The following is a 26,000-nucleotide window of genomic DNA, read 5'->3' as shown; positions in this document are numbered from 1 at the left end:
TGTCGCGCAGCGCGGGATTGTCGCGCTTTTCGACTGCGGCATAGAAGGCGTCGCAATCGATATGCGCCAGCGACAGGCTCTCAAGTTCGGGATGTGTGAGCATGCGCGGGCTGCCGCACGACCGGCAACGCCTCACGGCAGCTTGCGCCGGGGCCAGGCAGTCACGGCACAGGCCGTGCGAGAAGGCATTGACAGACATGGTCGATCATGTGAACATAAAGTGAACATGCATATTACTTGAAACGGAACTGCGGCACAAGCTGCGGTGTGTGGGAGGCTGGGGTGGAGTATCAAATTGCGCCTCTAACGCCCGCGCTCTGGCCGGCGTTTGAGGATTTGTTCGGCAAGCAGGGGGCCTGTTATGGCTGCTGGTGTACTCATTTCCGCTTGCCGCCGGCTGTGCGGCGCGAAAACAATCGAGAGCGCAACAAAGATCATATAATGGCGAGGGTCGAGGCAGGACCGCCACCGGGGCTTCTTCTTCTCGATGAGTCGCGCGCCGATGGCTGGATGCAGATCGGTCCTCGTACCGACATTCCCGAATGGAATAACAAGGGCCGTGTATCGGCGCCGTTGGAGGACGATAATGCCGGGGATGAAACTGCATGGGCGATTTCCTGCTTTTTCCTGCGCTCGTGCGTACGCGGTAAAGGTCTATCGCATCGTCTGGTGGCCGGCGGTGTCGATTATGCTCGTGCGCGCGGCGCACGGTTTCTGGACGCCTGTCCGATCGCCCATTCGAGGGACGCGCGCTCCATCGGTTTGTTCGTGGGCTCGACCCGTGTTTTTGAGAAGGCCGGCTTCCAAACGGTTGCTCAACGTAAGTCAGGCCGTCCGCTGATGCGGCTGACCTTCTGATTTCGCTTTGGGACGCAGGGCAGGGCTTTGCAGATGGCGGAAGAGGGCGTGGGTTGCGCGTAGCGAGAAGGCGGGCCGGTTCGGAGCCTGGCGGCGAGCTGGGGCTTAAAGGCGAAGCGAGCGGGCGATTTTCTCGCCGGCCTCTTTCCAGTGCTCCACAACCGTTATCCCTTCCGGAATCGGTGGCATCAGCGCACGGACAGAATTGTCGGCCATGAGGTGGAAAAGATGCGCGTCCGTCACCGTATCGCGCACGGAAACCAGATTGTAATACATGTCGTCGACGAAGGCGACCGGGCGCGGATGATCGCCGCGCAGGCGCTTGATGGCCGGACCTTTTGCGCGCTCCGTGGTCAGTAGCGGATAGTGCATCTCGAGCTGATCGAGCAGCGTGCGGCGCGTTTGTCGATAACGGTGCGGCATGGCGGTGAGCAGCACCACCTGGCTCGCCCTCGACAATCGCGCGATGGTCTCGGAAGCATCTGCTGCCAGTTTTTGCCAGTCATGCTGGACCTCGAAGAATGCATCGACGAGTTGCGCGACGGTATCGTCGTCAGCGCGTTGGCCGGAGGTGAGGTCGGTGACGTTACCGTTCAGGCCGAATCTTTCCAGTTTCATCTCGAAACCGCGGGTGCGCAGATAGAGCGGAAACGGCCGGATGAACTCCAACATCACGTCGTCAACGTCAAGCACCAGCAAAGGATCGTTGTTGAGCGAAAGCTCGTCAATCTGCCGGGCGGTTTCCGGATCAATCGTCATGTATAGTTTTCCAGGTTATGTCAGGGCTGAATGTCGTAGGATGCGTTGCCGTGAGGCAGAGCCGCGGGTGCGCGTGCTACGCGCTCGGGAGCGAGACCACTTTCCTCGGAAAACCGCAAAAGCGTCGGCTCGTGCGCCAGGATGAACTGCAGAACACCTGTCAGGAAGCCTGGTTCGGCGGCGGCCGTGCGTATCTGATTGGCTTCGATTCCCGTCAGGGACAGAAAACGCGGCAGAAGTCGGTCGTCCGAGGCGATGAAGGCCAGGGCGGAAACGGCAATGCTTTCAGCTTCCTCGCGTTGCATGCTTCTTCCTTCCTTTTCAGATCAGATTCTGTGTCCGCGTTTCTCCCGAATGTCTGTATCACGACCGAATGCCATTTTCAGTAAGACGAATTGCGCGCAAATTCAGGAACGTTATGCTGAAACATTACGATTCGTAGGCGTTCATTACCGATTCATAAATCAAATCGTGCAAGTGTGACGCCTGAAATTTCGCTGTTTGGCAAATGGTCGGCAGTAGCCGGTCGTACGGTTTTCGGCGGGGTTGAGTGGGACGGGGTTCGATGTCGAAGAAGGTCATGATCGTCGAAGACAATGAGCTTAATATGAAGCTCTTTCGCGATCTCATCGAGGCGAGCGGCTATGATACGGTGCGCACGCGCGATGGCTTGCATGCGCTCGATCTTGCGCGCGAACATCAGCCGGATCTCATTCTGATGGACATCCAGTTGCCGGAGGTTTCCGGTCTCGAGGTCACGAAATGGCTCAAAGAGGATGACGATCTGCACACGATTCCCGTGATCGCGGTGACGGCGTTTGCGATGAAGGGGGATGAGGAACGTATCCGTCAGGGCGGCTGCGAAGCCTATATTTCGAAACCCATTTCCGTGCCCAGTTTCATAGAAACCATCAAATCTTACCTGGGAGATGCCTGATGCCGTGGCCGGCCTCTCCACGGTCAATGTGAGGAGCCGGCCATGACCGCGCGCATCCTTGTCGTCGATGATGTTCCGTCCAATGTGAAGCTGCTCGAAGGCCGGCTTTTGGCCGATTATTTCGATGTTATCGGTGCGCATAGTGGTGCGGAGGCGCTGGCGATCTGCGCTGATGGCAGGGTGGACGTGGTGCTTCTCGATGTGATGATGCCCGAACTCGACGGCTTTGAGGTTTGCCGCCGACTCAAGTCAGATCCTGCCACGCAGCATATTCCCGTCGTTATGATAACGACGCTCGATGAGCCCGCAGATCGTGTGAAGGGGCTTGAGGCAGGCGCGGACGACTTTCTTTCCAAACCTGTCGACGATCTCCAGCTGATGACGCGCGTGAAAAGCCTGGTGCGGCTAAAAATGCTCACCGACGAATTGCGATTGCGTACCGCGACGGCGCATAATGCCGGGTTCGAACCTGGAGTGGAGGATGATAGACGCGCTTCACCCACGATTTTGCTGATAGACGAAAACAGCCATTCCTCGAGCGCCATTTCGAACATTTTGCGTGAACAGGTTTCCCTGGACGTGGAAGACGATCCACAAGCGGGCCTCTTTCGCGCTGCCGAAGGGCAGTATGAGTGCGTTCTCGTAACCTCCGCATACGCGGGCTACGATCCGCTTCGGCTGTGCGCGCAACTGCGCGCACTCGACCGAACCCGGCTCCTGCCGATCATGCTGGTTGCCGAGAGGGATGACGGCGCGCTGATCGCGCGGGCGCTGGAGCTCGGCGTTAACGATTACATCGTTCGTCCGATCGATCAGCAGGAGCTTTTGGCGCGTCTTCGCACCCAATTGCGCCGTAAGCGTTACAATGACCGGCTGCGCTCCAGTGTCAGCCAGGGTTTCCAGATGGCGGTGACCGACCCGCTGACCGGGCTTCACAACCGTCGCTATCTCGACACGCATTTGCCCAAGCTTTTGGCACGAGCGGTTACGCGCCAGCGGCCCTTGTCGCTCATGATCGCCGATATCGATCGTTTCAAATCGATCAACGACAGTTGGGGGCATCAGGGTGGCGACGATGTGCTGCGCGAATTCGCCGACCGCTTGCGCCATAACATCCGGGGTATCGACTTGATTTGTCGTTTCGGGGGCGAGGAATTCGTGGTTGTTATGCCCGACACACAGAAAGACGTGGCCGAAATGGTGGCCGAGCGTTTGCGTGTCGCGATCGCCAACGAGCCGTTTACCGTCGATAACGGCAGGAATGCACTCGCTGTCACCACGAGTGTTGGCGTGGTCGCCTGCCGTGGTGCGGACGATACCCCAGCGGAACTCTTGAAGCGCGCGGATGTTGCCCTTTACGAAGCCAAGAACGCGGGGCGCAATTGTGTGGTGGCGCCGGCTGCCTGAAGCGGCGTATCGGTAGGATACGAAAAACAATTGTGCAAAATGTGCCGTCAAATGAGCGATTTATGCCCTTAAAGTTGATCAAAAAATCGACTTTACCTCTGATAGGGAACAATTCTCGCCGTTTTCAGCCAGCGTCTGCATTGGCGGCGCTCTCGTCAAAATGGTGACCTGCACCCGCCAAACCGGACCATTTATGGCGGCAATTTGGTAAGCGCGTTGTGTCGTGACCGGAATAGCGCGCTTTTGTTGCCGCCTGCCGCCGGAAAGGCGCATGGCCGGACCTAGCGCGAAGCAATTGGACAGCACGAAAGAGTGATGGCATCTCAACCAATTGGGGGCTGACGCAGCGCGAGGCAGGCGCCATATTTAACCCTAACGCAAGGGAACTGGCGCGGATGGTTAAGTAAGTGTTGATTTTCTGACCACCTTGCGCAAATCTCTCCGCCGATAGGGGCGGGTTATCGGTCAGAAGGCTTTGTCTTCCGGCTGCCGTTCCCGATATACCCCATGATGCTCAGGTCCGCCGCATCTCCTGGGTCCGTGGGGTCGGCCGGCCGGCGCTGGTTGATAGTGGCCTCCTCGTACCGCTGCCAGTTTGCCGACCGGCCCCCAATTTCCTCTAAAGCTTTCGTCGTCGAGATAGGCTGGCTAGCCATCCAACTGGTGGTTACTTGCGCCGGTCCAGAACGAAAAACGCCGCCCTGTGATGGGGCGGCGTTCGGCTGTCGCGGTGAAAACGGATCTATTTGATCTTCGTTTCCCTGAACTCCACATGCTTCTTTGCGATGGGATCGTATTTCCGTTTGGTCATCTTGTCAGTCATCGTGCGGCTGTTCTTCTTCGTGACGTAGAAGAAACCCGTGTCCGCGGTCGACTGGAGCTTGATCTTGATGGTCGTGGCCTTCGCCATGTCTGTCGTCCGTTTCTGGTGGTTTGTGGGCCGCGCAAAAGTAGAATCTCTCCACCAGCGCTAAAAGAGTCTGGCGGACACATAAAGGGAACTCGCGGAAAGTCAAGTCAGGTTCCGCCGGCGACGTTGTGCCGGCGTGCTTCGCGATCCGCTGCACGTTTGATTGAACGGGCGACCTCATAGCGCTTTCGCGCCTCAACCGGGTGGGTGTTAACCGTAAACATACGCGGTCGAAACTGGCTATCCTATATTTCTAATGATCATATTCGAAGAGATGTTCCTGTCGAATAAGCATTTTGTTTCTTAGTTATGCTTATTCGGTAATAATATATTTGGCGGCATGGGTGGTTGATATGGCCGGGAATAACTTGATAAAATTAATCTTTTTTATCTCCTTGATCGTTTTATTTTCGTCTTTCTCGAGTGTTTCCAGCGCTCAGAGCATTCCGCCAACGACTGGCTGTAATGTAGGGGTTCAAGCAGTCCCTGCCGGGTGGTGGCCGGTCAGCAGGACTCCGGACTGTTCCAATGTCGACTATTTTATCGGGGCCCCTGCTTGGCCGTGGGTAAACGGTCCAATTCCAACTCTGCCGACTGGTGATAACACCTTTACAGATATGGTCGTACTACCTCATATCAATTGGTACGAAGCTCTGGGCACAAACATTACCGGATTGACGCCTGGCAGAACCTATCAGATTCCGTTCTATCTCGCACCCTGGGAAGTGGTGGTGCCGGGCGAGGCTCATTATCTTCCATGTCGCGAGTTCAATGTCAGGGTTGCGGGGCAGGACCAGAGCTATAATACGCCGTTTACGGGCGGTTGGTCGCAACACATTATTTCATTCACTGCTTCATCGATGTCCCATGTTCTGGAGATCGCGCCGATGGACACGAGGTCATGCGTCGTCAATTTCGCTCTCGGTGTGTCTCCGCTCGACGTGATCAAGACTGCGGAATTGGAAGGGCCTTTGCCTGGCGACAGCGTGAACTTCACCATCAGCATAGAGAACACTGGTGTTGAAACTCTGACCGGGGTTACCGTTGAGTCAGATATTCTTGAGCGCGGTGACGGAACACCGCTGACACTCACATCCGGGCCGACTTTCGTTTCGAACAGTGGCGCTTCGGCTCCTGGTACGCTGCAGCCAGGCGAGGTTGCCACGTTCGAGGCGGCCTACACGTTGACGCCGGCGGACACAGATGTAGGCCGTATTTCCAATCAGGCGATCGGTGTAGGGATATCGCCGACCGTCGGCAGATTAACCGCCTATTCGAGAGCCGAGGTCGATGGCGATCAAGAACCAACCGATGTCGACATTCCCGCTGCACCGGATATCCGACTGGAAAAGGCAGGCCAGTACGTCGATACCAATGCCTCCGGCATACCCGATGTCGGGGACCATATCGAATACGTGTTCACTCTCACAAATACTGGCAATGTAACGCTCGATAACATCCTCGTGTCTGACGATATCGCGGTGGTTTCGGGATCCCTGCCCGAGCTTGCGGCGGGCGCTTCCGACAGCACGGCTTTCACCGCTAGCTACGCCATTACGCAAGGCGATATCGATGAAGGCGCGGTGGACAACAGCGCCACGGTCAGGGCATCCAGTCCCGCCGGCGTGACCGTTGAGGATACGGCGGGTGTCACCACGCCTCTGGAGCGGGTCTACGCACTGACCTTGCAGAAATCTGGTGCCTATGTGGACACCAACGGAAACGGTGTGGCGGATGTGGGCGATGAGATTCACTACGATTTCGAGGTTACCAATACAGGCAATGCGACGCTTTCATCCATCACAGTGAGCGATCCCGGAGCGCTTCTCGTGCAGGACACGATAACGAATCTCGGCCCCGGCCTGTCGGACTCCACAACGGTTTCAGGGATCTATGCGCTGACGCAGGACGATATCGAGCGGGGGCAGGTCGACAACACGGCTGAAGCCGTGAGCGAACCTGAACCGGGCGAACGCATCTCGAGCGAGGCGACGAGCAGTGTGCCCTTGATCCGTGCGCCCTCCATAGCCCTGACGAAGTCCGGGATGCATCAGGACACCAACGGCAATGGTGTGGCGGATGTCGGCGACAGTGTCGTTTACACATTCACGCTGGAGAACACGGGCAATGTCAGGCTCTCGGCGATCACCGTGAACGATCCGAAGGTCAGCGTCCAAGGAGGGCCGCTCGCGAGCCTCGATCCGGGGCAGGGGGACACCACGACGTTTTCGGCCACATATTTCCTGACGCAGGGAGACGTGAATGCCGGCAGGGTGAACAATACGGCCGAGACTTTTGCCGACAGTGTGTCCGGACAGGTTTCCGATTCGGCGTCCGCCGAAATCATTTTAGATGCGGCACCGGACGCGCTTCTCATTAAGCAGGGCACTGTGGTCGATGCCAACGGCAATGGGCGGGCGGATCCGGGCGAAACGATCGACTACACGTTTAGGGTCGAGAATACCGGAAATGTAACTCTGACTTCGCTTTCGATCGCGGACCCGCTTGTGGCGGTTTCCGGTGGTCCGCTGGCGCAGCTTGAGCCCGGTTCCATCGACACGGGTACCTTCAATGCCACTTATACGATTCTGCAGAGCGATATCGATGCAGGCAAGGTCGAGAATGTCGCCACCTTAACAGCGGAAACTGCAGCCGGGGAGACGATTGAGCGACAATCCCAATCCGACCAGGGAGTGGGTCCTACCATTGTCACCATCGAACATGATCCGGATGTTCAGCTGTTCATGACGGGAGCGTTTTTTGACACCAACGGAAACGATTTATCGGATGCGGGCGAAACCATCCGGTACGAGCTTTCCGTGCTCAATTCGGGCAATGTGACGCTGCAGGACCTCGCAATAACGTCTCTGACGGTAACCACACCTGGAGGCAGCCCGGTAACCGTTCCGGTCACCGGTACATTCTCGGGAACACTGCTTCCTGGAGACCGCGATGACGGGACGTTCACTGCGGAATATCAGTTGACGCAAGACGATCTCGACATGGGTTTCGCATCCGGCAGTTCGATCGTTTCAGCGACGGCGATTGTCTCTGCCTCGGACGACTCGGGAATGGAAGTGTCGGATATTTCGGACGATCCGAACAATCCAGCGGAGGTCGACGTTGAAGGCGATGGCGAGCCGGACGATCCGACCATCGTTTCTCTGCGGCAAGGAACCTCTTTGGTTGCCGCCAAGTCGGGTGCATATCACGGCGACGGGGAAGGATTTGCCGAAGCGGGCGATGAGATTCACTACACGGTCGAGGTTACGAACAATGGCAATATAACCCTTGCCGGGATAGCACCTGAGGATCCCGGACCGCGTTTCAACGGCGTTGCGGGGACCGGTACTTTGTCGGCGTTCACGCCGGGAGCGATCGATCTTGCACCCGGTGAAACCGGCACTTTCGAAGCTGTCTATCAACTGAGCGGTGCGGACATTCGAAACGCGCAGAATATAGTGGACGGCATTGAGAACACCGCGTTCGCCAGAGGCGTCGATCCGCTTGGCCGACTGGTCGTTTCGCCCGAAGCGGCAGCCCTCGTCAATCTGCCTGGCATATTGATCGGCAAGACCTCGGCGTTTGCCGAGGTTCGCCGTGGCGATCGTGTTCCCTACACCATAAAAGCGGCGGCGCTGGAAATTGGAGAGCTGGACCCTGTCAATGTCATCGACTTCATACCGATCGGCTTCTCTTACGTGCAAGGCTCGGCGACGATCGCGGGAAATCCGGTGGAGCCCAGCATCGAAGGGCGACGGATTGCATTCGAGCAATTGACACTTACGGAAGGAAAGTCGGTCGAAATCGCGCTGACGCTTCAAGTCTCTTCAAGCGTCAAGCCGGGCTCCCACGAGAACCATGCGTGGTTGGAGGATCAGTCTGGCAAGGCCTTGACGCAGCATGCCATTGCGGTCGTTGATGTGGTTGCGGAAGCGGTGTTCGATTGCGGCGACATTATCGGTAAGGTGTTCGATGACAAGAACCGGAACGGTTATCAGGATGCCGGCGAGGGCGGTATGCCGGGGGTGCGACTGTCCTCCGTAAAAGGACTGCAGATCGCGACCGATGTGCATGGGCGCTTCCATGTCGCTTGCGCCGATCTGCCGGATCGCTCATTGGGCACGAATTACACGCTCAAGCTTGATCCGCGATCCCTGCCGACCGGATATCGTATTACGACGGAGAATCCGCGTGTGGTGCGCCTTACGGCGGGTAAGATGACGCAGGTAAATTTCGGCGTTTCCATCGGAAGGGTGGTCCGGCTGGAAGTGACGGATGCTGCTTTCGAGCCAGGCGAAGTCGATCTGCTTATCGATTGGCAAGACCAGTTGCGAACCCTTGTCGCCTTACTTGAGCGGGAACCCTCGGTGTTGCGGCTGGCCTATCAAAACGGCACTGCCGGTAGTAAAAATCTGGCGACGCGACGCGTGCGCATGTTGAAGCGGCGCATCGCCGACGAGTGGCGCCGCGCCGGTGGGCGGTATCGCCTCGATATCGAAACTCGCATGCTTAAATAGTGTATTTATTTTAATATAAATCGATTTTGAAATAATTTTCTCCCAAATAGGGAACATATTAATATGAATATACATATATATATTCGTTCACTCTTTTCTTCAAATTTTTCGCCGCCCCGGGTGAAATTTCCCATGAGAACCGGAGTGTTCGCACTGCTCTTGATCCCGGCCGCGATGATGGGGGATGGCGTGCGTGCCCAGAGCTTGCCCGACTTCGGCACATGCGATGCGCGCATCTGGTTGACGCAGGGGTCCAGCACCCGCCTCAATCTCGTCGATACATCGACGAATCCATTCACGTTCGTCGATCAGGGCAATGTATCGTACCAATATAACGGAAGTGCGTTTAACCCGCTCGATAATTACGGCTATGGGGTGCGCCAGGGCGGCGCTCCTCGACTCTCCCGAATCGGCTCCGACGGGCAAACGGAAGATCTAGGTGCCATCTCGGGCGTTCCATCGGGGTTAAGTGTGAGTTCCGGTGATATCGCCGATGATGGAAGCTATTACGTTTTTGGCGGGACGCATCCGAACCGGCTGTATAAAATCGACATTGGCACGGTTTCGGCGACATCGACGACGTTGAGCAGACCTCTCGTGATCTCCGACCTGGCATGGTCGAACGGGTTGCTTTATTCGAAAGAGAACAACAGCTCCCGGCTCATATCAATCGATCCCGCCACAGGCTCGGTGACGAACGTGGGCGATTCCGGGGTCTCGGGCGTGTTTGGGTCGATGTTCGGGAGTCCGGATGCCGTATATGGTTCGGGCAATGGCGGCGAGGGATTCTATAAATTCAACACCACCACCGGTCGGGCAACGCGGATTTCGTCGGCCCCGGGGGCATCGACGAACGATGGGATGAAATGCGCCACGTCGCGGCTGCCTTTCGCGGCGGACATTGCCATTTCAAAAACGGATGAACAGGAAGCCTACACGGCGGGAGAGGACGTTGTCTACGACATCGTCGTCACGAACAATGGGATATTCGGTGCGACGCATATCACTGTTTCCGACCCTCTGCCGGCGGGAATTACAGCGGCGAGCTGGACCTGCACGGGCGCGGGCGGCGGCCAATGCGGCAATGCGAGCGGTACGGGCGCGATCAGTGGCGAATTGGTTGATCTTCCGGTGGACGGGACCGTCACCTATCAGTTGACCATGACGGTTCCGTCGGACTTTACCGGTGATCTGATCAATGAGGCGTCTGTGATTGTGCCGGACGATGTCCAGGATGACGATCTTTCGAACAACACGGCCACGGACACCGATTTGCAAGCCTCGTTGTCCTTCGTGAAGGAGGGAACGCTTGACGATGTCAACGGCAATGGCTTGCCCGACGCGGGAGAACCGATCGTCTATACGTTCACAGTCACGAATACCGGTGATGCCCCACTGACGAACGTCACGATCGATGATCCGGATGCGGATGTTTCAGGTTCGATTGCCAGTCTTGCCCCTGGCGCGAGCGATTCGAGCTCTATCACGGGCGAGCATATCCTCACGACTGAGGAAATCCAGACCGGTTCCTTTGAGAACAATGCCTCAGCGAGCGCTCAGGACCCTGACGGAGATTCAGTCGAGGCGGATTCGTCCCCTCCAGGCGGCAATCCCGGAGACCCCTCGGTCGTCGAGCTTTTGACCGAAGGCGACGTAGGGCTTGAAAAAGCCTCGTCGCTGAACGATGCGAACGGCAATGGGCGTCCGGATGCCGGTGAGACGATCGATTATGTGTTCACGGTGACGAACACGGGCAATGTGACGCTGACGGATGTGGCTGTGACGGACGACAGGGCGACGGTCTCTGGCAGCCCGATCGCGTCGCTCGATCCGGGCGTGTCGGACAGCACGAGCGTGACGGGTGTTTACGAGGTGACGCAGGCGGATGTGGATGCCGGCTCGGTGGAGAACGTTGCGGAAGCGACGGGCAAGGACCCGGAAGGCAATGACGTGACGGCGCTGTCGAGCCCGCCGGGCGGCAATCCGGGCGATCCGACGGTGACGGAGATGCCCCAGGAAGGGGAGAGCGACTTCGTCAAGGAGGTGAGCCATGAGGATGCCAACGGCAATGGCCTTGTCGATGCGGGGGAGCGGCTGAACTATGTGTTCACGGTGGAGAACACGGGCAACGTGACGCTGAGCGACGTGACGGTCTCGGACGACAGGGCGACGGTGGTGGGCGGCCCGATTGCGAGCCTCGCGCCTGGCGAAAGCGATGCCACGACGATCACCGGCTATTACGATGTGACGCAGGCGGACATCGACAGCGGCAGCGTGGACAATGTGGCCACCGCGACGGGCAAGGATCCCGGCGGCAACGATGTGACGCAAGTTTCCCGCCCGCCGGACGGCAATCCCGGCGATACGACCGACCTTCCCATCGAAGCGGACGGCACGATGTCGACGGTCAAGGAATCTTTCTTGAACGATGCGAACGGCAATGGGCGTCCGGATGCTGGTGAGACGATCGATTATGTGTTCACGGTGACGAACACGGGCAATGTGACGCTGACGGATGTGGCGGTGACGGACGACAGGGCGACGGTTTCTGGCAGTCCGATCGCGTCGCTGGCGCCGGGCGTGTCGGACAGCACGAGCGTGACGGGTGTCTCCGAGATCACGCAGGCGGACATCGATGCGGGCTCGTTCGAGAATGTGGCGGAAGCGACGGGCACGGATCCGAGCGGTGAGGCGGTGAGTGCGCTGTCGCGGCCGGTGGACGGCGATCCGGGCGATCCGACGGCCATCGCTTTCGAGGCCAATCCGGTGATCGAGCTGGAACTGGTGGACACATGGGTGGATGCGGATGGCGACGGTTATCCGCATCCCGGCGAAGCCGTGGTTTACGCATTCAAGCTTCGCAACAGCGGCAATGTGACGGTGGAGAACATCGCCATCGCCAGTCTGGAGGTGGAAGCCGATGTTGGTGCCGCATCCGCATCCGGGCTTCGTCCGCGCGCTTCGGTTCCGGTTTCGGGTGGAACGCTGGCTAGTCTTTCACCGGGCGATGAGGACGAGACGACCTTTACGGCCTCCTATCCGCTGTCCCAGGCGGACATTGATGCCGGCGCGATCGTCGCGACGGCCGTGAAGGAGGGCGTCGCGACGGATGGAACCGCGGTGAGCGACGGTTCGGACGATCCGCACGATGGCGAGGACGTGGATGTTGAAGGGGATGGGGAACCGGACGATCCGACGGCGACGCTCCTGCCGCACGACGTCTCCCTGGCGTTGGAGAAGGCGGGGTCGTTCCAGGGCGAAGCCGGCCGCTTCGCCGAACCCGGCGACACCATCCTGTACACGTTCACGGTGACGAATGACGGCAATGTGAGCGTGACGGATGTCACGCCGGCCGATGAGGGTCCGCGCTTCGATGGCCGTGCGGGTGGCGGCACGCTGTCGTCCTTCTCGCCGTCGCGCGCGGATCTGGAGGCGGGCGAGAGCGCGACCTTCACGGCGACCTATACGGTGACGCAGGGCGATATCGACGCTGCCCAGGGTATGGAGAACGGTATCGAGAACACGGCGACGGCCTCGGGAACGGGACCGCGCGGTCAGGAGGCGGTTTCGCCGGAAGCGGAGGCGACGGTCGAGTTCCCGGGCTATTCGATCACCAAGACGACGCCGCTTGCGGAAGTGCGGCGTGGCGGCAAGGTCCCCTATACGATCCGGGTGAAGGCGATGGGGCTTTCGAGCACGAGCACGATGAACATCGTCGACATGACGCCGCCTGGGTTGAGCTTCGTGCCGGGCTCGGCGCTATTGGACGGCGCCGCTGTGGTGCCCGTCGTGGAAGGCCGCAAGCTGACCTTCGAGGATGTGGAGCTGGTTCCCGACGAGCCGGTGTCGATCGATCTCGATCTTGCGGTGACGGCGGCGGCCAAGCCTGGCGAATATGTGAACCGGGCCTGGGTGGAAGACCTTTCGGGCACGACGGTGTCGCGGATTGCCACGGCGGTGGTCGAGGTGGTTGTCGAGGCGGTGTTCGATTGCGGGGACATCATCGGCAAGGTGTTCGACGACAAGAACCGCAACGGCTATCAGGATGGGGGCGAGCCGGGCCTGGCGGGCGTGCGGATCGCCACGGTGAAGGGTCTGCTTCTGACAGCGGACGATCACGGGCGTTTCCATGTGGCCTGCGCGGACCTTCCGGATCAGCGGATCGGCACGAACTACATCATGAAGCTGGACCCGCGGTCGCTGCCGTCGGGATATCGTCTGACGACGGAGAACCCGCGCGTGGTGCGTCTGACGGCGGGCAAGGCGTCGGAGTTCTTGTTCGGAGCGTCCATCGGCCGGGTGGTTCGGTTGGACCTGGGCGACGCGGCCTTTGTGGAAGGGGCGTCGGCGCTGCGGCCGGAATGGGAGGCGCGGATCGTGCAGATGATGGCATTACTGGAGAAGGAGCCATCGGTGCTGCGCCTGGTTTATGCGTCGGCGGGGGAGGGAAAGCGTCTGGCGCAACAGCGCCTCAAGGTTCTGCGCAAAAAACTCGCCCGGGACTGGCGCAAGGCCGGCAGCCGCTATCGCCTCGAGATCGAAACACGCATCATCAGCGCGCAAAACCATAACATCAGACCTCAAAAAAACGTCGTTTATAAGTAGAGTGATCAGAATCCGCGTCTCGAGGCGGTCGTGGCATCAGGCTCAATCCTGAAGCACAATCCGGTCGCCGCGCAGCTCGAACCCCGACAGTGTGTTGATGAAGCTCATGCCGAGAAGGCTCTGATCGAGCCGATCCGGCTGGGCGATGTAAACGGGAATGTCGTTGCGAACGATAGAGCCGACGCGGATATTCTCCACACGCGACCGAGCAACCAGGGCGGTTCCATTGGCGGTGGAAACGGGAATCTGGAAGCGCAGTGTGGATGGATCGTAACCGGCTTTGCGCGCGTCCGTGTCCGAGAGCACAATGCTGCTGGCTCCCGTGTCGATCAGCATGCGTAGCGCGGCGCCGTTCACATCCGCGATAACCGCAAAATGCCCGTTTGCAGCGCGCTCCACCATCACCCGTGCATTGCCGTCATTGCCGATAACGGACACTGGGCTTCCCGGCACAAGACCAGCGGTAATGCGGCTTGCGATGTCCTGCAGTTCGTACCGGTATTGATAGACCGTCACCAGAGCGAGCAGCAAGAACGTCCAGAAGGCCAGCGTTCTCGCAGCATCGCCGATCCGCAAACCGGATCCGAAAATGCCGACGATGAGAACGGCAGCCCAAAGCCCCAAGTAAAGCGTTGCCGCAAAAGCGGAATTTTCCAGCCCGAACACCTGGCCGGAATCGTGGTTGGCGATCAGCAGGATCAAGCCGCCGCCCAGCAACGCCATGGCAATCCAAAACAGCCGCATTCAAAGCTCCTGCGCTCGCTGACGTGCGATCCGTGCGCGCTTGGTTTCACGACGCGGCTTCCGCTCCAACGTTTCAAGTCGGGTGGGAAGCTGGGTCATTACGCTACGCCGCTCCTGCGGTGACATGGTCAGCCAGGCGGCGATTTCATTCCTTGTCCGTCCGCAGCCGAAGCAGAAACCTGATTTCAGGTCGATCGAGCAAACCAGAATACAAGGGGATTCGATTTCAGCCATGATTTTCCCACCTTCAAACCAGACATGGGGCATGGCATCCAACACTGCAAGTCAGAGCCGTGTCGCTATTGGCCATTGCGTGACAAGCCTTCGGCGCGTATCTCGATGCCGACGCCAATCGGGGATCTGATTTCATGTCCTTTTCCGGAATGCCTTTCGACGATGTACGCGCTCTGTTGGAGCAGATCGAAATGCCTGACGACAGCGCTGCAGCGAGCATGGCGCAGGCATTCGAGCGGACCGGCTACACCGGAGAGGCTTTGGGGCGGTTGAAAGCACTTGGAGTGTGGCTTTCGCGCACCCGCCACCGTGCGCCACCTTTGATCGGCAAATCCGGGGTCGCACTCTACGCGGCGACCCATGGTTTCACGTTGGATACGGGCGAGCCGCTGTCGGCGCAGCGCGCGCGCGTCGACGCGGTCGCGGCCGGTGCAGCAGCGGTGTCTCATCTTTGTGTTGCCAATGATCTCTCGCTCAATGTGTTCGATCTGGCACTCGACCTGCCTTCGCAGGATATTCGCAATGCAGCCTCGCTCGACGAGCGTTCTTGCGCGGCGACCATCGCTTTCGGCATGGAGGCGACCGCGGAGGGTTTGGACCTGTTGTGCGTTGGGGCACTCGGCGAACAGGCGAGGGTGGCCGCGACAACCCTTCTTCTGGCGCTTCTGAAAAGCGAGCTGGATCAGGCGGCCGATAAAGATGTTGTTGCGGACGCGCTGTCCTTTCACGCGGGGCACTTGGCCGATCCGCTTGAGGCGTTGCGACGGTTGGGTGGGCGCGATATTGCGGCGCTGACCGGAGCCATTCTGGCAGCGCGTGCGCAAGGCATCCCCATCATACTCGACGGTCTGCCTGCACTTGCCGCCGCTGCCGTTCTTCATCGACTGACGCCAGACGCCGTTTCCCACTGCCTTCTTGCAGGTGTGGGGAGCCCGCTCGAACGCCTGGCCGCGGACAGGCTCGGTCTCTCGCCGCTTCTCGATTTGGCATTTTCCGGCGAGGAAGGGTGCGCAGGAGCGGTTGCCGCCGGCGTTGTAAAATCCGCCGCGGCGCTTGCCGGTGGCGTGGCGGAAGTGGCAATGCGGGCAGGCTGACAGAAAAAGGCGCACAGGTGCTCGTCAGGCTGCTCCACCGGAGGCGCGCGCGGGCTGGGAGCGAACCGCTGGCAATTCTTCCATAACGCGAGCCCGCGGGAAGGCGACGATTGCGTCGGTTCCGGAACGAAGTTTGGAATTCAGTTCGAAGACCCCGTCGTGCAATGCTGTCAATCCCTGGACGATCGGCAGGCCGAGCCCGGTTCCCTGTTCTGCGGTCTTGATGGCGATGGAACCCTGACCGAAGGCGGAAAGAACGACGGCGAGTTCATCCTCGGGAATACCGGGGCCGTTGTCCTTGATGGCGATGTACTGCCCGCCGCCCGCAGTCCAGCCGACGCGGATCCGCACGTCGGTTCCGGCTGGACTGAATTTGACTGCATTTGACAGCAGATTGAGTGCGATCTGGCGGATGGCGCGTTCATCGGCGAATAGGCGCAGTAGGGTCGGTTCGGTCTCCAGCTTGAAACGGATATCCTTTCCACGGGCCTTCATTTCCATCAACCGACAGCAATCTTCCACGATGGGACCAAGCGAGAGCGGTTCCTCGTTCAATTGGTAACGTCCGGCCTCGATACGTGAGAGATCGAGGATCTCGTTGATCAGGCTCAGAAGATGCTTACCCGAATTGTGAATGTCGTTGGCATAATCGCGATAGGTCGGGTTCTCGAGCGGTCCCAGAACTTGGTTCGCCATTACTTCGGAGAAACCGAGAATGGCGTTTAGCGGTGTTCGGAGTTCGTGGCTCATTGAGGCGAGAAAACGTGACTTCGCCAGATTGGCCTCTTCGGCGCGACGGCGTGCTTCGTCGGACATGGATTTCGCGGTTTCCAGTTCGCCGACCAACGCGTTCTTTTCGTTTTCGAAGGACAGAAGACGAAGCGCTGCGCGATTGCGGTGATGGGCGACATAGGCGAGGAAGGGGAGCGAGGCGGCCAGTATAAGTGCCGTCGCCATCGTGCCGGTCGTTGGCTGGGCACTGACGGTGAACGCAAAAAGACAGACGGGGAGTGCGAAGGTTGCAACAAGTGCTCCACCCAGCGATGCAGTGACAATGGCCGTTCCGGCAATCACGACAAGCAGCACGATACCCTGCACGATCACCGGTTCCGCCAGGGTCTGCGCCGCGACGGGTAGAATGGCAAAACCGGCCCATCCAAGTCCGCTTACGAAATGGGCGGCGAACAGCCGACGATGGGTTCGCGTGACCTCGACTTTGTTTTCGGGCAATCGGTCGAGTCGCCGGGCGAGAGCGAACAGGGGCAAATAGCAGGCAAGACATCCGGCGGCCCAGATCGACATACGCTGCGTGTCTAGCCCCAGATACAGGCCGCCAACCCAGATCGCCAAAACCAGCAACAGGGATTTGATCGCGTTCGACAGAATGGCACGGGCATGAAGTTTGAGCATGTCGCGGTTGAAGTCCGGCGGGCCGAGACTTTGCGACAGCCGATCGCGCGTGCGGCGCACGGCGAGCCCCACATTGCTGTTGCGATGCGGCTTGGTGCGGTCCACAATGAACTTGTCGGCCGATTTTGACGCTTCCGGCACCATAACCCGTTTCGAATTCCCGCTATTCGATACCCAAGCTATTCGCGAATGATTAAGAGACCCTTCAAAAGATGAGAGGCCGTCGATCCAGACGCCGTCGTTCTCGCCGGTCCATCCGCTTTACCGACCTGCTTCTGACGCTTCTGCTTTTGGGCGGGATCGCGCTCTTGGTCGACCGGTTTCAGCGTTTGAACAACCAGACATTGACAGGATCGGTCATCGTGCATGATGGCGATACACTGACGCTTTCGGGTGAGCGTATTCGTCTGGAAGGCATCGATGCGCCGGAATTCAACCAGCGTTGCACCCGCAATGGAAGCGCGTATCCCTGCGGCCGTGAGGCCATGCGAACCTTGCGACAGCTCGTTGCGGGAGGGAAAGTTGTATGCGAGGGCTATGAGCGTGATCGCTATGACCGGCTTCTCGCTCGCTGTATGGTGGACGGTCGCGATGTCGGTCGTGAGCTCGTGGAGGCAGGATGGGCGCTTGCTTATGGCGATTACGATGCCGTGGAAGCGGAGGCGCGTCGCGCTCGGCGTGGCATCTGGGATGGCGGGTTTGTCGCGCCGCGTGACTGGCGTGCCGAACATGATGGCGCAGCGTCACCGCATGACGGCGAATTGCTGAAACGCTTGTGGGAGCGCGTAAGCCAATGGTTTAAGGGCGAAGGGTAGGAAACGGATGAAACTTTATGATGGCGGCAGGGCTCCCAATCCGCGACGCGTACGCATATTCCTGGCAGAGAAGGGTATAGATGTACCGGTCGTGCCGGTGGATATGGGTGCACTCGAACATAAGTCCGAGGCGCTCACCCGGCTGAACCCGTTGCAGCGTCTGCCTGTCCTGGAGTTGGACGACGGCACTGTCTTGACCGAGACTGTTGCCATTTGCCGCTATTTCGAAATGCTTCATCCCGAACCTGTTTTGTTCGGCAAGGGGGCGCTCGGCATGGCGCAGGTGGAGATGTGGCAACGCCGGGTGGAGATGCATCTCTTCTTCCCGATCGCCCAGGCGTTTCGTCATTTGCATCCGGCCATGAAGGAATGGGAGGTGCCGCAGGTTCAAGCGTGGGGAGAAGCCAATAAGCCAAAGGCGCTGGAGTTTCTTGCGTATCTCGACGGGGAGCTCGCCGACCGGCCCTTTATCGCCGGCGATGACTACTCCATCGCCGACATCACCGGGCTCGTAAGCATAGGCTTCATGAAGCTCGCCCGCATCAGCGTTCCAGACGACTTCGATCATCTTCTGCGCTGGTATCACACTGTGGCGGGACGACCGAGCGCCAAGGCGTGAACGCGAAAGTGCAGAACGACCGGCTGACTGCGCTATTGGCGCGGATCCGAGCCTGCCGCATCTGCGTGGAGAATCCGCACAAACAGCCTTTGCCGCACGAACCTCGTCCCGTGGTCGTGGGCTCGCATCGCGCGCGTATCCTGATCGCAGGACAGGCGCCGGGAACACGCGTACACGCCTCTGGATTGCCGTTCGACGATCGATCCGGCGACCGACTGCGAGACTGGCTTCAGGTGGATCGACCAACCTTTTACGATCCGTCACGTTTCGCAATCGTGCCGATGGGGTTCTGCTTTCCGGGGCTTGATGCAAAAGGGAGCGATTTGCCGCCGCGCAAGGAGTGCGCGCCTGCCTGGCGTACGTCGCTGATGGAGCTTATGCCACAGATTGAGCTGGTTCTGGCCATCGGCCAGTATGCGCAGGCTTGGCATCTGGGAGCAGAGCGCTCCCACACCCTCACCGAGACGGTTCATGACTGGCGGCGTCTGATGGCGCTCGCCCGGCGACCACGCGTGATGCCGTTGCCGCATCCGTCATGGCGCAACACGGGGTGGTTGAAAAAGAATCTTTGGTTTGAACGCGACCTGCTGCCCGTCTTGAGAGAGGAAATCCGTCGGCTTCTCAGTTAGAAGTCAGGAATACTCAGTCGTGTATCTGCATTTCGTAGCAAAAATTTTCTTGTTGAGGTGGTTGTCTCCTGCCACTTTAGGAAATCATTTTCTCCGGAGTTCATCATGGATCGTCTAGATCGCAAGATTCTGCGCCTGCTGCAGGAAAATTCGACCCTTGCTGTTGCTGATGTTGCAAAAAAAGTCGGCCTGTCGACCACACCCTGCTGGCGACGGATCCAGAAACTCGAGGAGGAGGGTGTCATTCGCCGGCGTGTGGCGGTGCTTGACCCCGAAAGGGTCAACGCACGCGTCAATGTGTTCGTATCCATCCGCACCAACATGCACAGCCACGAATGGCTGAAACGCTTTTCCGAGGTGATTCAGCAGTTTCCAGAAGTGGTCGAGTTCTATCGCATGAGCGGTGACGTCGATTATCTGCTGCGTGTGGTCGTGCCGGACATTGCCGCCTACGATGCTTTCTATAAGAAATTGATCGGCAAGATCGAGATCCGTGACGTCTCCTCCACTTTCGCTATGGAGCAGATCAAATATACGACGGAACTGCCCCTGGACTATCTCGTGCTCGACAAGGATGCAGGCGGATCCAATGGCGGTTGAGCGGAAAGCTCCGCACCTTTCGTGACCCGATGCCATGGATTGTCCGAGGAAGGCGTGCGCCATTCGGGAACAGTCTTGTTCCGCCGCACTTCAGCGCGCCGCACCGTATAGCCGGATTCAATGATTGCGGCGCCGTCCAGGATGAAGAGCTGTGTCTTTTCAAGGCCGGGGAGCAAGGTTCCGGTAACAGTCACCGGTTCGTAGTTGGAACTGAGCCGGTAGGGCTCCGAGGGAACAACACGGATGACCTGATTGGCCGGTGGTTGCCGCATGTGGCTGCACGCGCCACGGCGCGCAACCAGCATAAACGCATAGACGAGTTCATCTTCGCGGTCGGCGGGCAGAAGATAGCCCGAAAGCGTGATCGGCCGGCCACCCAATTGCGTTGCCAGTGAGACCGGAGTTTTCGCATCCGTCCTGTCGTCGGGTGCAAGCTCGGCCCATTCGATCTGGCGCGGTTCAATAGGCGTGGCGTCCGCCAATTCGATAATGGTCGGCCCGGCGAGGGCACTCAGGGCCACTGCATAAAACGCGCGAAACCGACCTGTCATCGTTGGCTCCTACTTTGCCAACCGGGCAAGCAGGGAAGACGTGTCCCAACGATTGCCACCCATCTTCTGTACATCCTTGTAGAACTGATCCACGAGTGCGGTGACTGGCAGGCTTGCGCCGTTACGATCTGCTTCGGCCAGGCAGATTCCTAGATCCTTGCGCATCCAGTCGACTGCGAAGCCGAAGTCATATGAGCCTTCGTGCATCGTCTTGTGACGGTTCTCCATCTGCCAGGAGCCGGCCGCACCTTTGGAGATCACGCCGACCACCTTGTCGATATCCAGTCCGGCCTTCTGACCGAAATGAATTCCCTCCGCCAGGCCCTGCACAAGCCCGGCAATGCAGATCTGGTTGATCATCTTGGTGAGTTGCCCAGCGCCAACCGGGCCCATCAGGCCGACCATCCGGGAAAAGGAATTTATGATGGGTTTTGCATTGTCGAAGACCGCTTCATCGCCACCGCACATAACCGTGAGGACACCGTTCTCCGCGCCGGCCTGACCGCCCGAGACGGGGGCGTCGATAAAGCCGAAACCGCGCTCTTGAGCTTCTGCGGCCAGTTCGCGTGCAACCTCCGCCGATGCGGTGGTGTTATCGATAAAGATCGCCCCCTGTTTCATGCTCTGAAAAGCGCCGTCTTCACCGAGCGTCACCGAGCGCAAATCATCGTCATTGCCAACGCAGGCGAACACGAAGTCCTTACCATCGGCGGCTTCGCGGGGGGTTGGCGCGCTGGTGCCGCCATGCTCGTCGACCCATTTTTGCGCCTTGGCGGCCGTGCGATTGTAGACCGTAACCGTGTGTCCGCCTTTGTTTCGAAGATGTGCGGCCATCGGATATCCCATGACCCCCAGCCCGATGAATGCGACGTCTGCCATGCGGAAACTCACTCCTTGATATGCGTGTTCAGCGCCAATGTTGGCTTTAGCGCTTCAGGTGCTTGGTGATGCGAAGCTCGATCCAGTCGATAGCGTTGCGCAGCACCTCTACAATGCCAAGATAGATGATGGCTGCCCATATGTAAGTCTGGAAGTCGAAGGTACGGGCATAGGCGCGGCGCGTTTCGCCCATCAGGTCGTAGACGGTGATGATGGCGACGATCGCCGATCCCTTGATCATCAGGATGATTTCATTGCCATAGGGTCTGAGCGCGACCACCAATGCCTGCGGAACGATGATCTTGCGGAACGTTTGGAAGCGCGAGAGGCCCAGTGCCGACGCCGCTTCCCATTGTCCCTTGCCGACACTTTCGATCGCTCCGCGCAGAATCTCCGCCTGATAGGCGGCGGTGTTCAGCGTGAAGGCGAACACGGCACAATACCACGCTTCACGGAAAAAGCCCCAAAGCCCTACGGCCTGCAGCTCCGGCCGGAAGGATCCGAGCCCGTAATAGACGAGAAAAGTCTGGGCGAGCAGCGGTGTGCCACGGAAGAAATAGACATAAGCATAAGCGAGCCCGCCTATCAGTCGACTGCCCGACATCCGTCCCAGGGCGACTGGCACGGAAAGGAACGCGCCGAGGATTACCGAGACGCCGACAAGCTGGACGGTGACCCAAAAGCCGGAAAGATAGCGCGGCGCGTAACGCGTGAAGATGTCCGGATCCCAGGCATTGACGAGAAACGCGATAAGACCGATCCCAAGCGCACCCCAAACGGTCAGCAGGGCCGCGCCTATAATCCGGGCGCGGGTCCAGCCTTGGTGGACGTCGGGCGGTCGCTCCACGGCGATGGTATCGTTGCCATTCATCGTTGCACCCCATGCCGTTTCGTCCAGCTTTCGATCGCCCCGAGAACCACGGAGGAAAGCATGGCGAGGACAAGATAGAGGAGGCAGGCGATGCCGAAAAAGAGAAAGGCTTCTTTGGTAACGCGCGCGGCTACACCGGTCTGACGAAGAATATCGGCAAGGCCGATGACGGAGACCAGAGCCGTGTCCTTGAGCAGGATGAGCCAGAGATTGGATAATCCCGGAAGCGCCAAGCGGATGAGTTGCGGCAGGATTATTAGTCTCATGGTCTGGCCCTTGGTAAGGCCGACGGCGTGCCCGCCCTCATACTGGCCGTTCGGGATTGCGCGGAAAGCGGCCAGAAACACCTCGCTTGCGTAGGAAGAAAACACCGTACCCAACGCCACCATTCCCGCAACGAAAGCGTTAATTTCTACGGTTGCGCCGGGGCTGACCAACTGTACAAGTCTCTGCAATCCGATCTGCGCGCCGTAGAAGACGAGAAACAGCGTTAGCAGTTCAGGCAGCCCCCGGAAAATCGTTGTGTAGATATTGGCGGCGAGCCGCAACGTCTTGTCTTCCGAACGTTTGCCCAGTGCGACGAAGAAACCGATGGCAAGGCCAAGTGGCAAAGTGGCCAATGCCAGGGAAACCGTCAGCACCACGCCCTTGGCGATGTCGTCGCCCCAGCCCTCGGGACCGAAACTTAAAAGGGTCCAGACCCTTTCCATCTCCCAAAACCCTCGTTCGAACCACCTGATCCGGCATGCTCGTGCGGATTGGCGGTTTCATTTCTGGTTACGGTCGCCGCGTTGCGCGAGCCGTTTGAAAATCAGGCGGCCGGACCGATCCGGTCCGGCCGCCTGTGCCTGTTTCAATCACGATATCGTTGGTGAGCTCATTCGCCGTAAACGTCGAAGGAGAAGTATTTATCGTTGATTTCCTTATATTTTCCATTCTCGCGAATGGCATCGATTGCAGCGTTCAGTTTTTCGCGCAGCTCGTCTTCTCCCTGGCGCACAGCAATGCCAATACCGGGGCCATAAATCGCCTCGTCAGGGGTAAGCGTGCCAAGCACCTTGCAGCATGCGCCTTCGTCGCTATCCAGGAATTCCTGGAGGACGATGACGTCGTCGATCACTGCGTCGAGACGGCCATTGACCATGTCGAGCTTGTATTCCTCGGCGGTTGGATAAACCTTGACGTCGCTATCGGGAAAGCTGGCTTCGGCGAAATTGGCGTGGGTCGTCGCGCCCTGTGCGCCGATGGTCTTGTCCGCAAGGTCTTCCTGCGTGGTGCCGGCGATATCGGAATCCTTCGGCACGACCAGTGCAGGTGGCGTGTTGTAGTATTTGTTGGTGAAGTCGACCTGCTTCTTGCGGTCTTCGGTGATCGACATGGAAGCGATAATGGCGTCGAACTTACCTGCCTGTAGTGCGGGAATGATGCCTTCCCAATCCTGGGTCACGAACTCGCAATCCGCGCTCATCTCCTCGCACAGCGCTTTGGCGATATCGATGTCGAATCCTTCCAGTGAGCCATCGGCGGTCAGGTTGTTGAACGGGGGATAGGCGCCTTCGGTGCCGATCTTGATTTTCATCGTGTCCTGAGCATGAGCCGAGCCGACTGCCAAGGCCAGTGCGGCCGCGGGCAATGCAAGCGCGATACGCCGTGAAATACGCATTATTGTTCCTCTCAAGTTTATTATCAGCCACCTCCGTTTTGCGGGGCGGTGCATGAAGCCGGATATTCCCATCGATTTGCGACAAATTGCAACCGTAAAGGTAACTGGTCCCATGCAATGACAGGTTATGACGCCTTTGCGCCAATTCCGGTATGGCGGATCACGAAATCGGCAATGGCTTCCGTATCGTCGATGTCGAACGACGGGAGGGCCCCACTATCGGTCTCATGGTCCGCCGCTATCGCCACAACCGTGGGGTCGTCTGCCGCGAGAAAACGCTGGTCCCTGGCGTCGAGCCGGCGGCATTCGAGCTTGGGATGGCTCTCGCGCTTGAACCCCTCGATAAGCACCAGGTCGCAGGGCGAAAGGCGCGCCAGCATGTCCGCAAGCGCCGGCTCCGCTTCGTTGGAGAGTTCATGCATGATCGCCCAGCGTTTTTCTGAAACGATGGCGACTTCCTGCGCGCCGGCAGCACGGTGTCGAAAGGAATCCGTTCCCTCGCGGTCTATGTCGAAAGCGTGATGGGCGTGTTTCAACGTTGCGATCCTAAAGCCGCGTTTCGCTAAGGCTGCTACAAGCCCCGCCATCAAGGTGGTCTTGCCAGAATTTTTCCAACCGACAATGCCGAAAACAGGCTGAATCACGGCGCTTCCCTCTGGTGTCTTTCGCGCGCCACAAGCAAATCGTCCGGTGTGTTGACGTTGAAGAATGGGTCGGAGTCGGGTTCGCTCGGAAACTCGACAAGGGCGGCCGAGTGCATTTCGCAGGCATAGGCGGCGACACGGCGGCTGCCGTTCCTGGCGAGGTGTCGGGCGAGGTCGTCGGCCAGTTCGACTGGCCACAGGGCGAATATGGGGTGTACTCTGCCGCCGCTGCACGCCACGGCGGGCCGCCCGGTCATGGCGGCAGCGAGGCGGGATACCAGGTCGCGGGGAAAAAACGGTGTGTCTGCCGCTGCGGTAACCACGTGCGAGGCGCTGGGCACCGTACGGCGCGCCCATTCCAGACCCGCCAGGATGCCGCCGAGCGGACCGACACGTTCCGCCAAAGGGTCGGCAATCACTTCGAGCCCGAAAATGGCGAACCTTCGCGGATCGCCGTTGGCATTGAGCGCGATGCGGTCGACCTGCGGGGACAATCGGTCTCTTACCGTTTCGATCAGCGATTTGGAGTTCAGGGGCAGCATTCCCTTGTCGCCGCCGCCCATGCGTTCCGCCGCGCCGCCTGCAAGGATGATGCCGACAATGCCGTTATTCGCATTCACGTTTCAGATATCTCCAGCCCGTTTTGCAACATAGATCACGTAAAGCGATGCGGCGATAGCGAGTACGGACGAGGCCAGCATGACCCAGATAAGAGGAAAGGGGCCAGTCTCTGGCGATAAGACAGCGCCGGCGATCACGGAAAGGGCGGCGCCCCCACCGATCTGCAATGCGCCGCCAAGGCCCGAAGCGGAACCGGCCAGATGTGGACGAACGCTGACGATGCCGGCGTTGGCGTTGGGCATCGTCATGCCGTTGCCGATGCCCACAAAGAAGGACGGGCCGAAGAGCGACAGTGGGTGGAAGAAACCGGCGGCGAACAGGGCCAGGGCCAGAACAAGTCCGAGCGAAGCGAAAATGTTGCCGGCCAGCATCATTGGATTGATGCCAATGCGTCTTGAAAAACGACCGGAGAGAAAATTGCCGATCATGTACCCGATCGAGATCAGGATAAAATACATGCCGTATTGTGACGGGCTCAAATCGAGAATCTCGGTCGCCACATAGGGACCGCCGCCGAGAAATGCGAAAAAGGCTCCCGACGCCATGGCGGCCGTTGCTGTATATCCCCAGAAACGCCGGGCACGGAAAAGCTCCGGGTAATTTTTCACCTGAGCGGTCATGCTGGCCGAG

Annotated in this window: 24 protein-coding genes and 1 pseudogene; 10 read left to right on the top strand and 15 right to left on the bottom strand. The window is 59.0% G+C overall.

From position 1 onward, the window contains the following. Window positions 1-199 (bottom strand): annotated as a pseudogene (locus tag QZ638_RS10980) (DNA polymerase IV); the annotation flags it as partial. A gap of 83 nt (window positions 200-282) precedes the next feature. On the opposite strand from QZ638_RS10980, the gene QZ638_RS10975 reads away from it, so the two are divergent. After that, window positions 283-858, top strand: coding sequence for a GNAT family N-acetyltransferase (locus tag QZ638_RS10975; RefSeq protein ID WP_295810050.1), 576 nt, complete (start codon window positions 283-285; stop codon window positions 856-858). A gap of 105 nt (window positions 859-963) precedes the next feature. Here the strand turns inward: QZ638_RS10975 and QZ638_RS10970 are convergent, their stop codons facing one another. Both QZ638_RS10970 and QZ638_RS10965 read right to left on the bottom strand, forming a co-directional pair. Continuing rightward, on the bottom strand, window positions 964-1,617 hold the full coding sequence (locus QZ638_RS10970; RefSeq protein ID WP_295810048.1) for a hypothetical protein: 654 nt from the start codon (window positions 1,615-1,617) through the stop codon (window positions 964-966). Window positions 1,618-1,637: 20 nt separating this feature from the next. After that, window positions 1,638-1,922, bottom strand: coding sequence for a DUF3572 domain-containing protein (locus QZ638_RS10965; protein ID WP_295810045.1), 285 nt, complete (start codon window positions 1,920-1,922; stop codon window positions 1,638-1,640). 260 nt (window positions 1,923-2,182) lie between these two features. On the opposite strand from QZ638_RS10965, the gene QZ638_RS10960 reads away from it, so the two are divergent. Together QZ638_RS10960 and QZ638_RS10955 are read left to right on the top strand one after the other, a co-directional pair. Next, window positions 2,183-2,554 carry a response regulator gene (locus tag QZ638_RS10960; protein WP_295810042.1) on the top strand — a complete coding sequence of 124 codons (372 nt, stop codon included), beginning with the start codon at window positions 2,183-2,185 and terminating at the stop codon, window positions 2,552-2,554. Between the two features lie 42 nt (window positions 2,555-2,596). Next, window positions 2,597-3,961, top strand: coding sequence for a PleD family two-component system response regulator (locus QZ638_RS10955; protein ID WP_295810040.1), 1,365 nt, complete (start codon window positions 2,597-2,599; stop codon window positions 3,959-3,961). Window positions 3,962-4,703: 742 nt separating this feature from the next. On the opposite strand, the gene rpmG is transcribed toward QZ638_RS10955, so the two are convergent. After that, window positions 4,704-4,871, bottom strand: coding sequence for a 50S ribosomal protein L33 (gene rpmG, locus QZ638_RS10950; RefSeq protein WP_295810038.1), 168 nt, complete (start codon window positions 4,869-4,871; stop codon window positions 4,704-4,706). Between the two features lie 617 nt (window positions 4,872-5,488). On the opposite strand from rpmG, the gene QZ638_RS10945 reads away from it, so the two are divergent. Beyond that, a complete protein-coding gene (locus QZ638_RS10945; RefSeq protein ID WP_295810036.1) occupies window positions 5,489-9,391 on the top strand; it encodes a hypothetical protein in 3,903 nt (1,300 codons plus the stop codon). A gap of 132 nt (window positions 9,392-9,523) precedes the next feature. Further along, a complete protein-coding gene (locus QZ638_RS10940; protein ID WP_295810032.1) occupies window positions 9,524-13,996 on the top strand; it encodes a hypothetical protein in 4,473 nt (1,490 codons plus the stop codon). A 42-nt stretch (window positions 13,997-14,038) separates the two neighbouring features. Here QZ638_RS10940 and QZ638_RS10935 read toward each other — a convergent pair whose 3' ends face one another. Then, a complete protein-coding gene (locus tag QZ638_RS10935) occupies window positions 14,039-14,740 on the bottom strand; it encodes a TIGR02281 family clan AA aspartic protease (RefSeq protein ID WP_295810029.1) in 702 nt (233 codons plus the stop codon). Then, window positions 14,741-14,974: a DUF1289 domain-containing protein gene (locus tag QZ638_RS10930; protein ID WP_295810027.1), complete on the bottom strand. Its 234-nt coding sequence runs from the start codon at window positions 14,972-14,974 to the stop codon at window positions 14,741-14,743. It lies immediately after the preceding gene. 134 nt (window positions 14,975-15,108) lie between these two features. Here QZ638_RS10930 and QZ638_RS10925 point away from each other — a divergent pair, with 134 nt between their 5' ends. Next, complete coding sequence (locus tag QZ638_RS10925) at window positions 15,109-16,068, top strand: nicotinate-nucleotide--dimethylbenzimidazole phosphoribosyltransferase (RefSeq protein ID WP_295810025.1); 960 nt, start codon at window positions 15,109-15,111, stop codon at window positions 16,066-16,068. Between the two features lie 24 nt (window positions 16,069-16,092). On the opposite strand, the gene QZ638_RS10920 is transcribed toward QZ638_RS10925, so the two are convergent. Beyond that, the gene (locus tag QZ638_RS10920; protein WP_295810023.1) at window positions 16,093-17,622 is read right to left on the bottom strand and encodes a HAMP domain-containing sensor histidine kinase; all 1,530 of its coding nucleotides are present in this window, start codon (window positions 17,620-17,622) and stop codon (window positions 16,093-16,095) included. 68 nt (window positions 17,623-17,690) lie between these two features. On the opposite strand from QZ638_RS10920, the gene QZ638_RS10915 reads away from it, so the two are divergent. The 4 genes from QZ638_RS10915 to QZ638_RS10900 all read left to right on the top strand — a co-directional run bounded on the left by QZ638_RS10915 (window position 17,691) and on the right by QZ638_RS10900 (window position 20,141). Further along, entirely contained in the window at window positions 17,691-18,293 is a 603-nt protein-coding gene (locus QZ638_RS10915) for a thermonuclease family protein (protein ID WP_295810018.1), read from the top strand. A 7-nt stretch (window positions 18,294-18,300) separates the two neighbouring features. Beyond that, a complete protein-coding gene (locus QZ638_RS10910) occupies window positions 18,301-18,912 on the top strand; it encodes a glutathione S-transferase (RefSeq protein ID WP_295810015.1) in 612 nt (203 codons plus the stop codon). After that, entirely contained in the window at window positions 18,909-19,541 is a 633-nt protein-coding gene (locus tag QZ638_RS10905) for a uracil-DNA glycosylase family protein (protein WP_295810013.1), read from the top strand. The genes QZ638_RS10910 and QZ638_RS10905 overlap by 4 nt, the downstream gene beginning before the upstream one ends. 105 nt (window positions 19,542-19,646) lie before the next feature. Beyond that, window positions 19,647-20,141 carry an Lrp/AsnC family transcriptional regulator gene (locus QZ638_RS10900; protein ID WP_295810011.1) on the top strand — a complete coding sequence of 165 codons (495 nt, stop codon included), beginning with the start codon at window positions 19,647-19,649 and terminating at the stop codon, window positions 20,139-20,141. Here the strand turns inward: QZ638_RS10900 and QZ638_RS10895 are convergent. The 8 genes from QZ638_RS10895 to QZ638_RS10860 form a co-directional block, all read right to left on the bottom strand. Continuing rightward, complete coding sequence (locus QZ638_RS10895; protein WP_295810008.1) at window positions 20,096-20,692, bottom strand: DUF3299 domain-containing protein; 597 nt, start codon at window positions 20,690-20,692, stop codon at window positions 20,096-20,098. The genes QZ638_RS10900 and QZ638_RS10895 overlap by 46 nt on opposite strands. Before the next feature lie 9 nt (window positions 20,693-20,701). Then, entirely contained in the window at window positions 20,702-21,571 is an 870-nt protein-coding gene (locus QZ638_RS10890; RefSeq protein ID WP_295810006.1) for an NAD(P)-dependent oxidoreductase, read from the bottom strand. Window positions 21,572-21,617: 46 nt separating this feature from the next. After that, window positions 21,618-22,442, bottom strand: a complete 825-nt coding sequence (locus tag QZ638_RS10885) for an ABC transporter permease (RefSeq protein ID WP_295810004.1) — start codon at window positions 22,440-22,442, stop codon at window positions 21,618-21,620. Then, window positions 22,439-23,152: an ABC transporter permease gene (locus tag QZ638_RS10880; protein ID WP_295810001.1), complete on the bottom strand. Its 714-nt coding sequence runs from the start codon at window positions 23,150-23,152 to the stop codon at window positions 22,439-22,441. The genes QZ638_RS10885 and QZ638_RS10880 overlap by 4 nt, the downstream gene beginning before the upstream one ends. A 167-nt stretch (window positions 23,153-23,319) precedes the next feature. Beyond that, window positions 23,320-24,105 (bottom strand): ABC transporter substrate-binding protein, encoded by a 786-nt coding sequence (locus QZ638_RS10875; RefSeq protein WP_295809998.1) that lies wholly within the window; start codon window positions 24,103-24,105, stop codon window positions 23,320-23,322. A gap of 125 nt (window positions 24,106-24,230) precedes the next feature. Next, complete coding sequence (gene mobB, locus QZ638_RS10870; RefSeq protein ID WP_295809995.1) at window positions 24,231-24,749, bottom strand: molybdopterin-guanine dinucleotide biosynthesis protein B; 519 nt, start codon at window positions 24,747-24,749, stop codon at window positions 24,231-24,233. Beyond that, window positions 24,746-25,369 (bottom strand): molybdenum cofactor guanylyltransferase MobA, encoded by a 624-nt coding sequence (gene mobA / locus QZ638_RS10865; protein WP_295809992.1) that lies wholly within the window; start codon window positions 25,367-25,369, stop codon window positions 24,746-24,748. Before mobA ends, mobB begins: the two co-directional genes overlap by 4 nt. Window positions 25,370-25,372: 3 nt before the next feature. Continuing rightward, on the bottom strand, window positions 25,373-26,000 hold a 628-nt coding region (locus QZ638_RS10860), incomplete at its 5' end, for an MFS transporter (protein WP_295809989.1).

Origin of the sequence: uncultured Nitratireductor sp., assembly GCF_913053745.1 — a bacterium.
Lineage (GTDB): Bacteria > Pseudomonadota > Alphaproteobacteria > Rhizobiales > Rhizobiaceae > Nitratireductor.
This window is presented reverse-complemented; position numbering and strand designations above follow the sequence as displayed.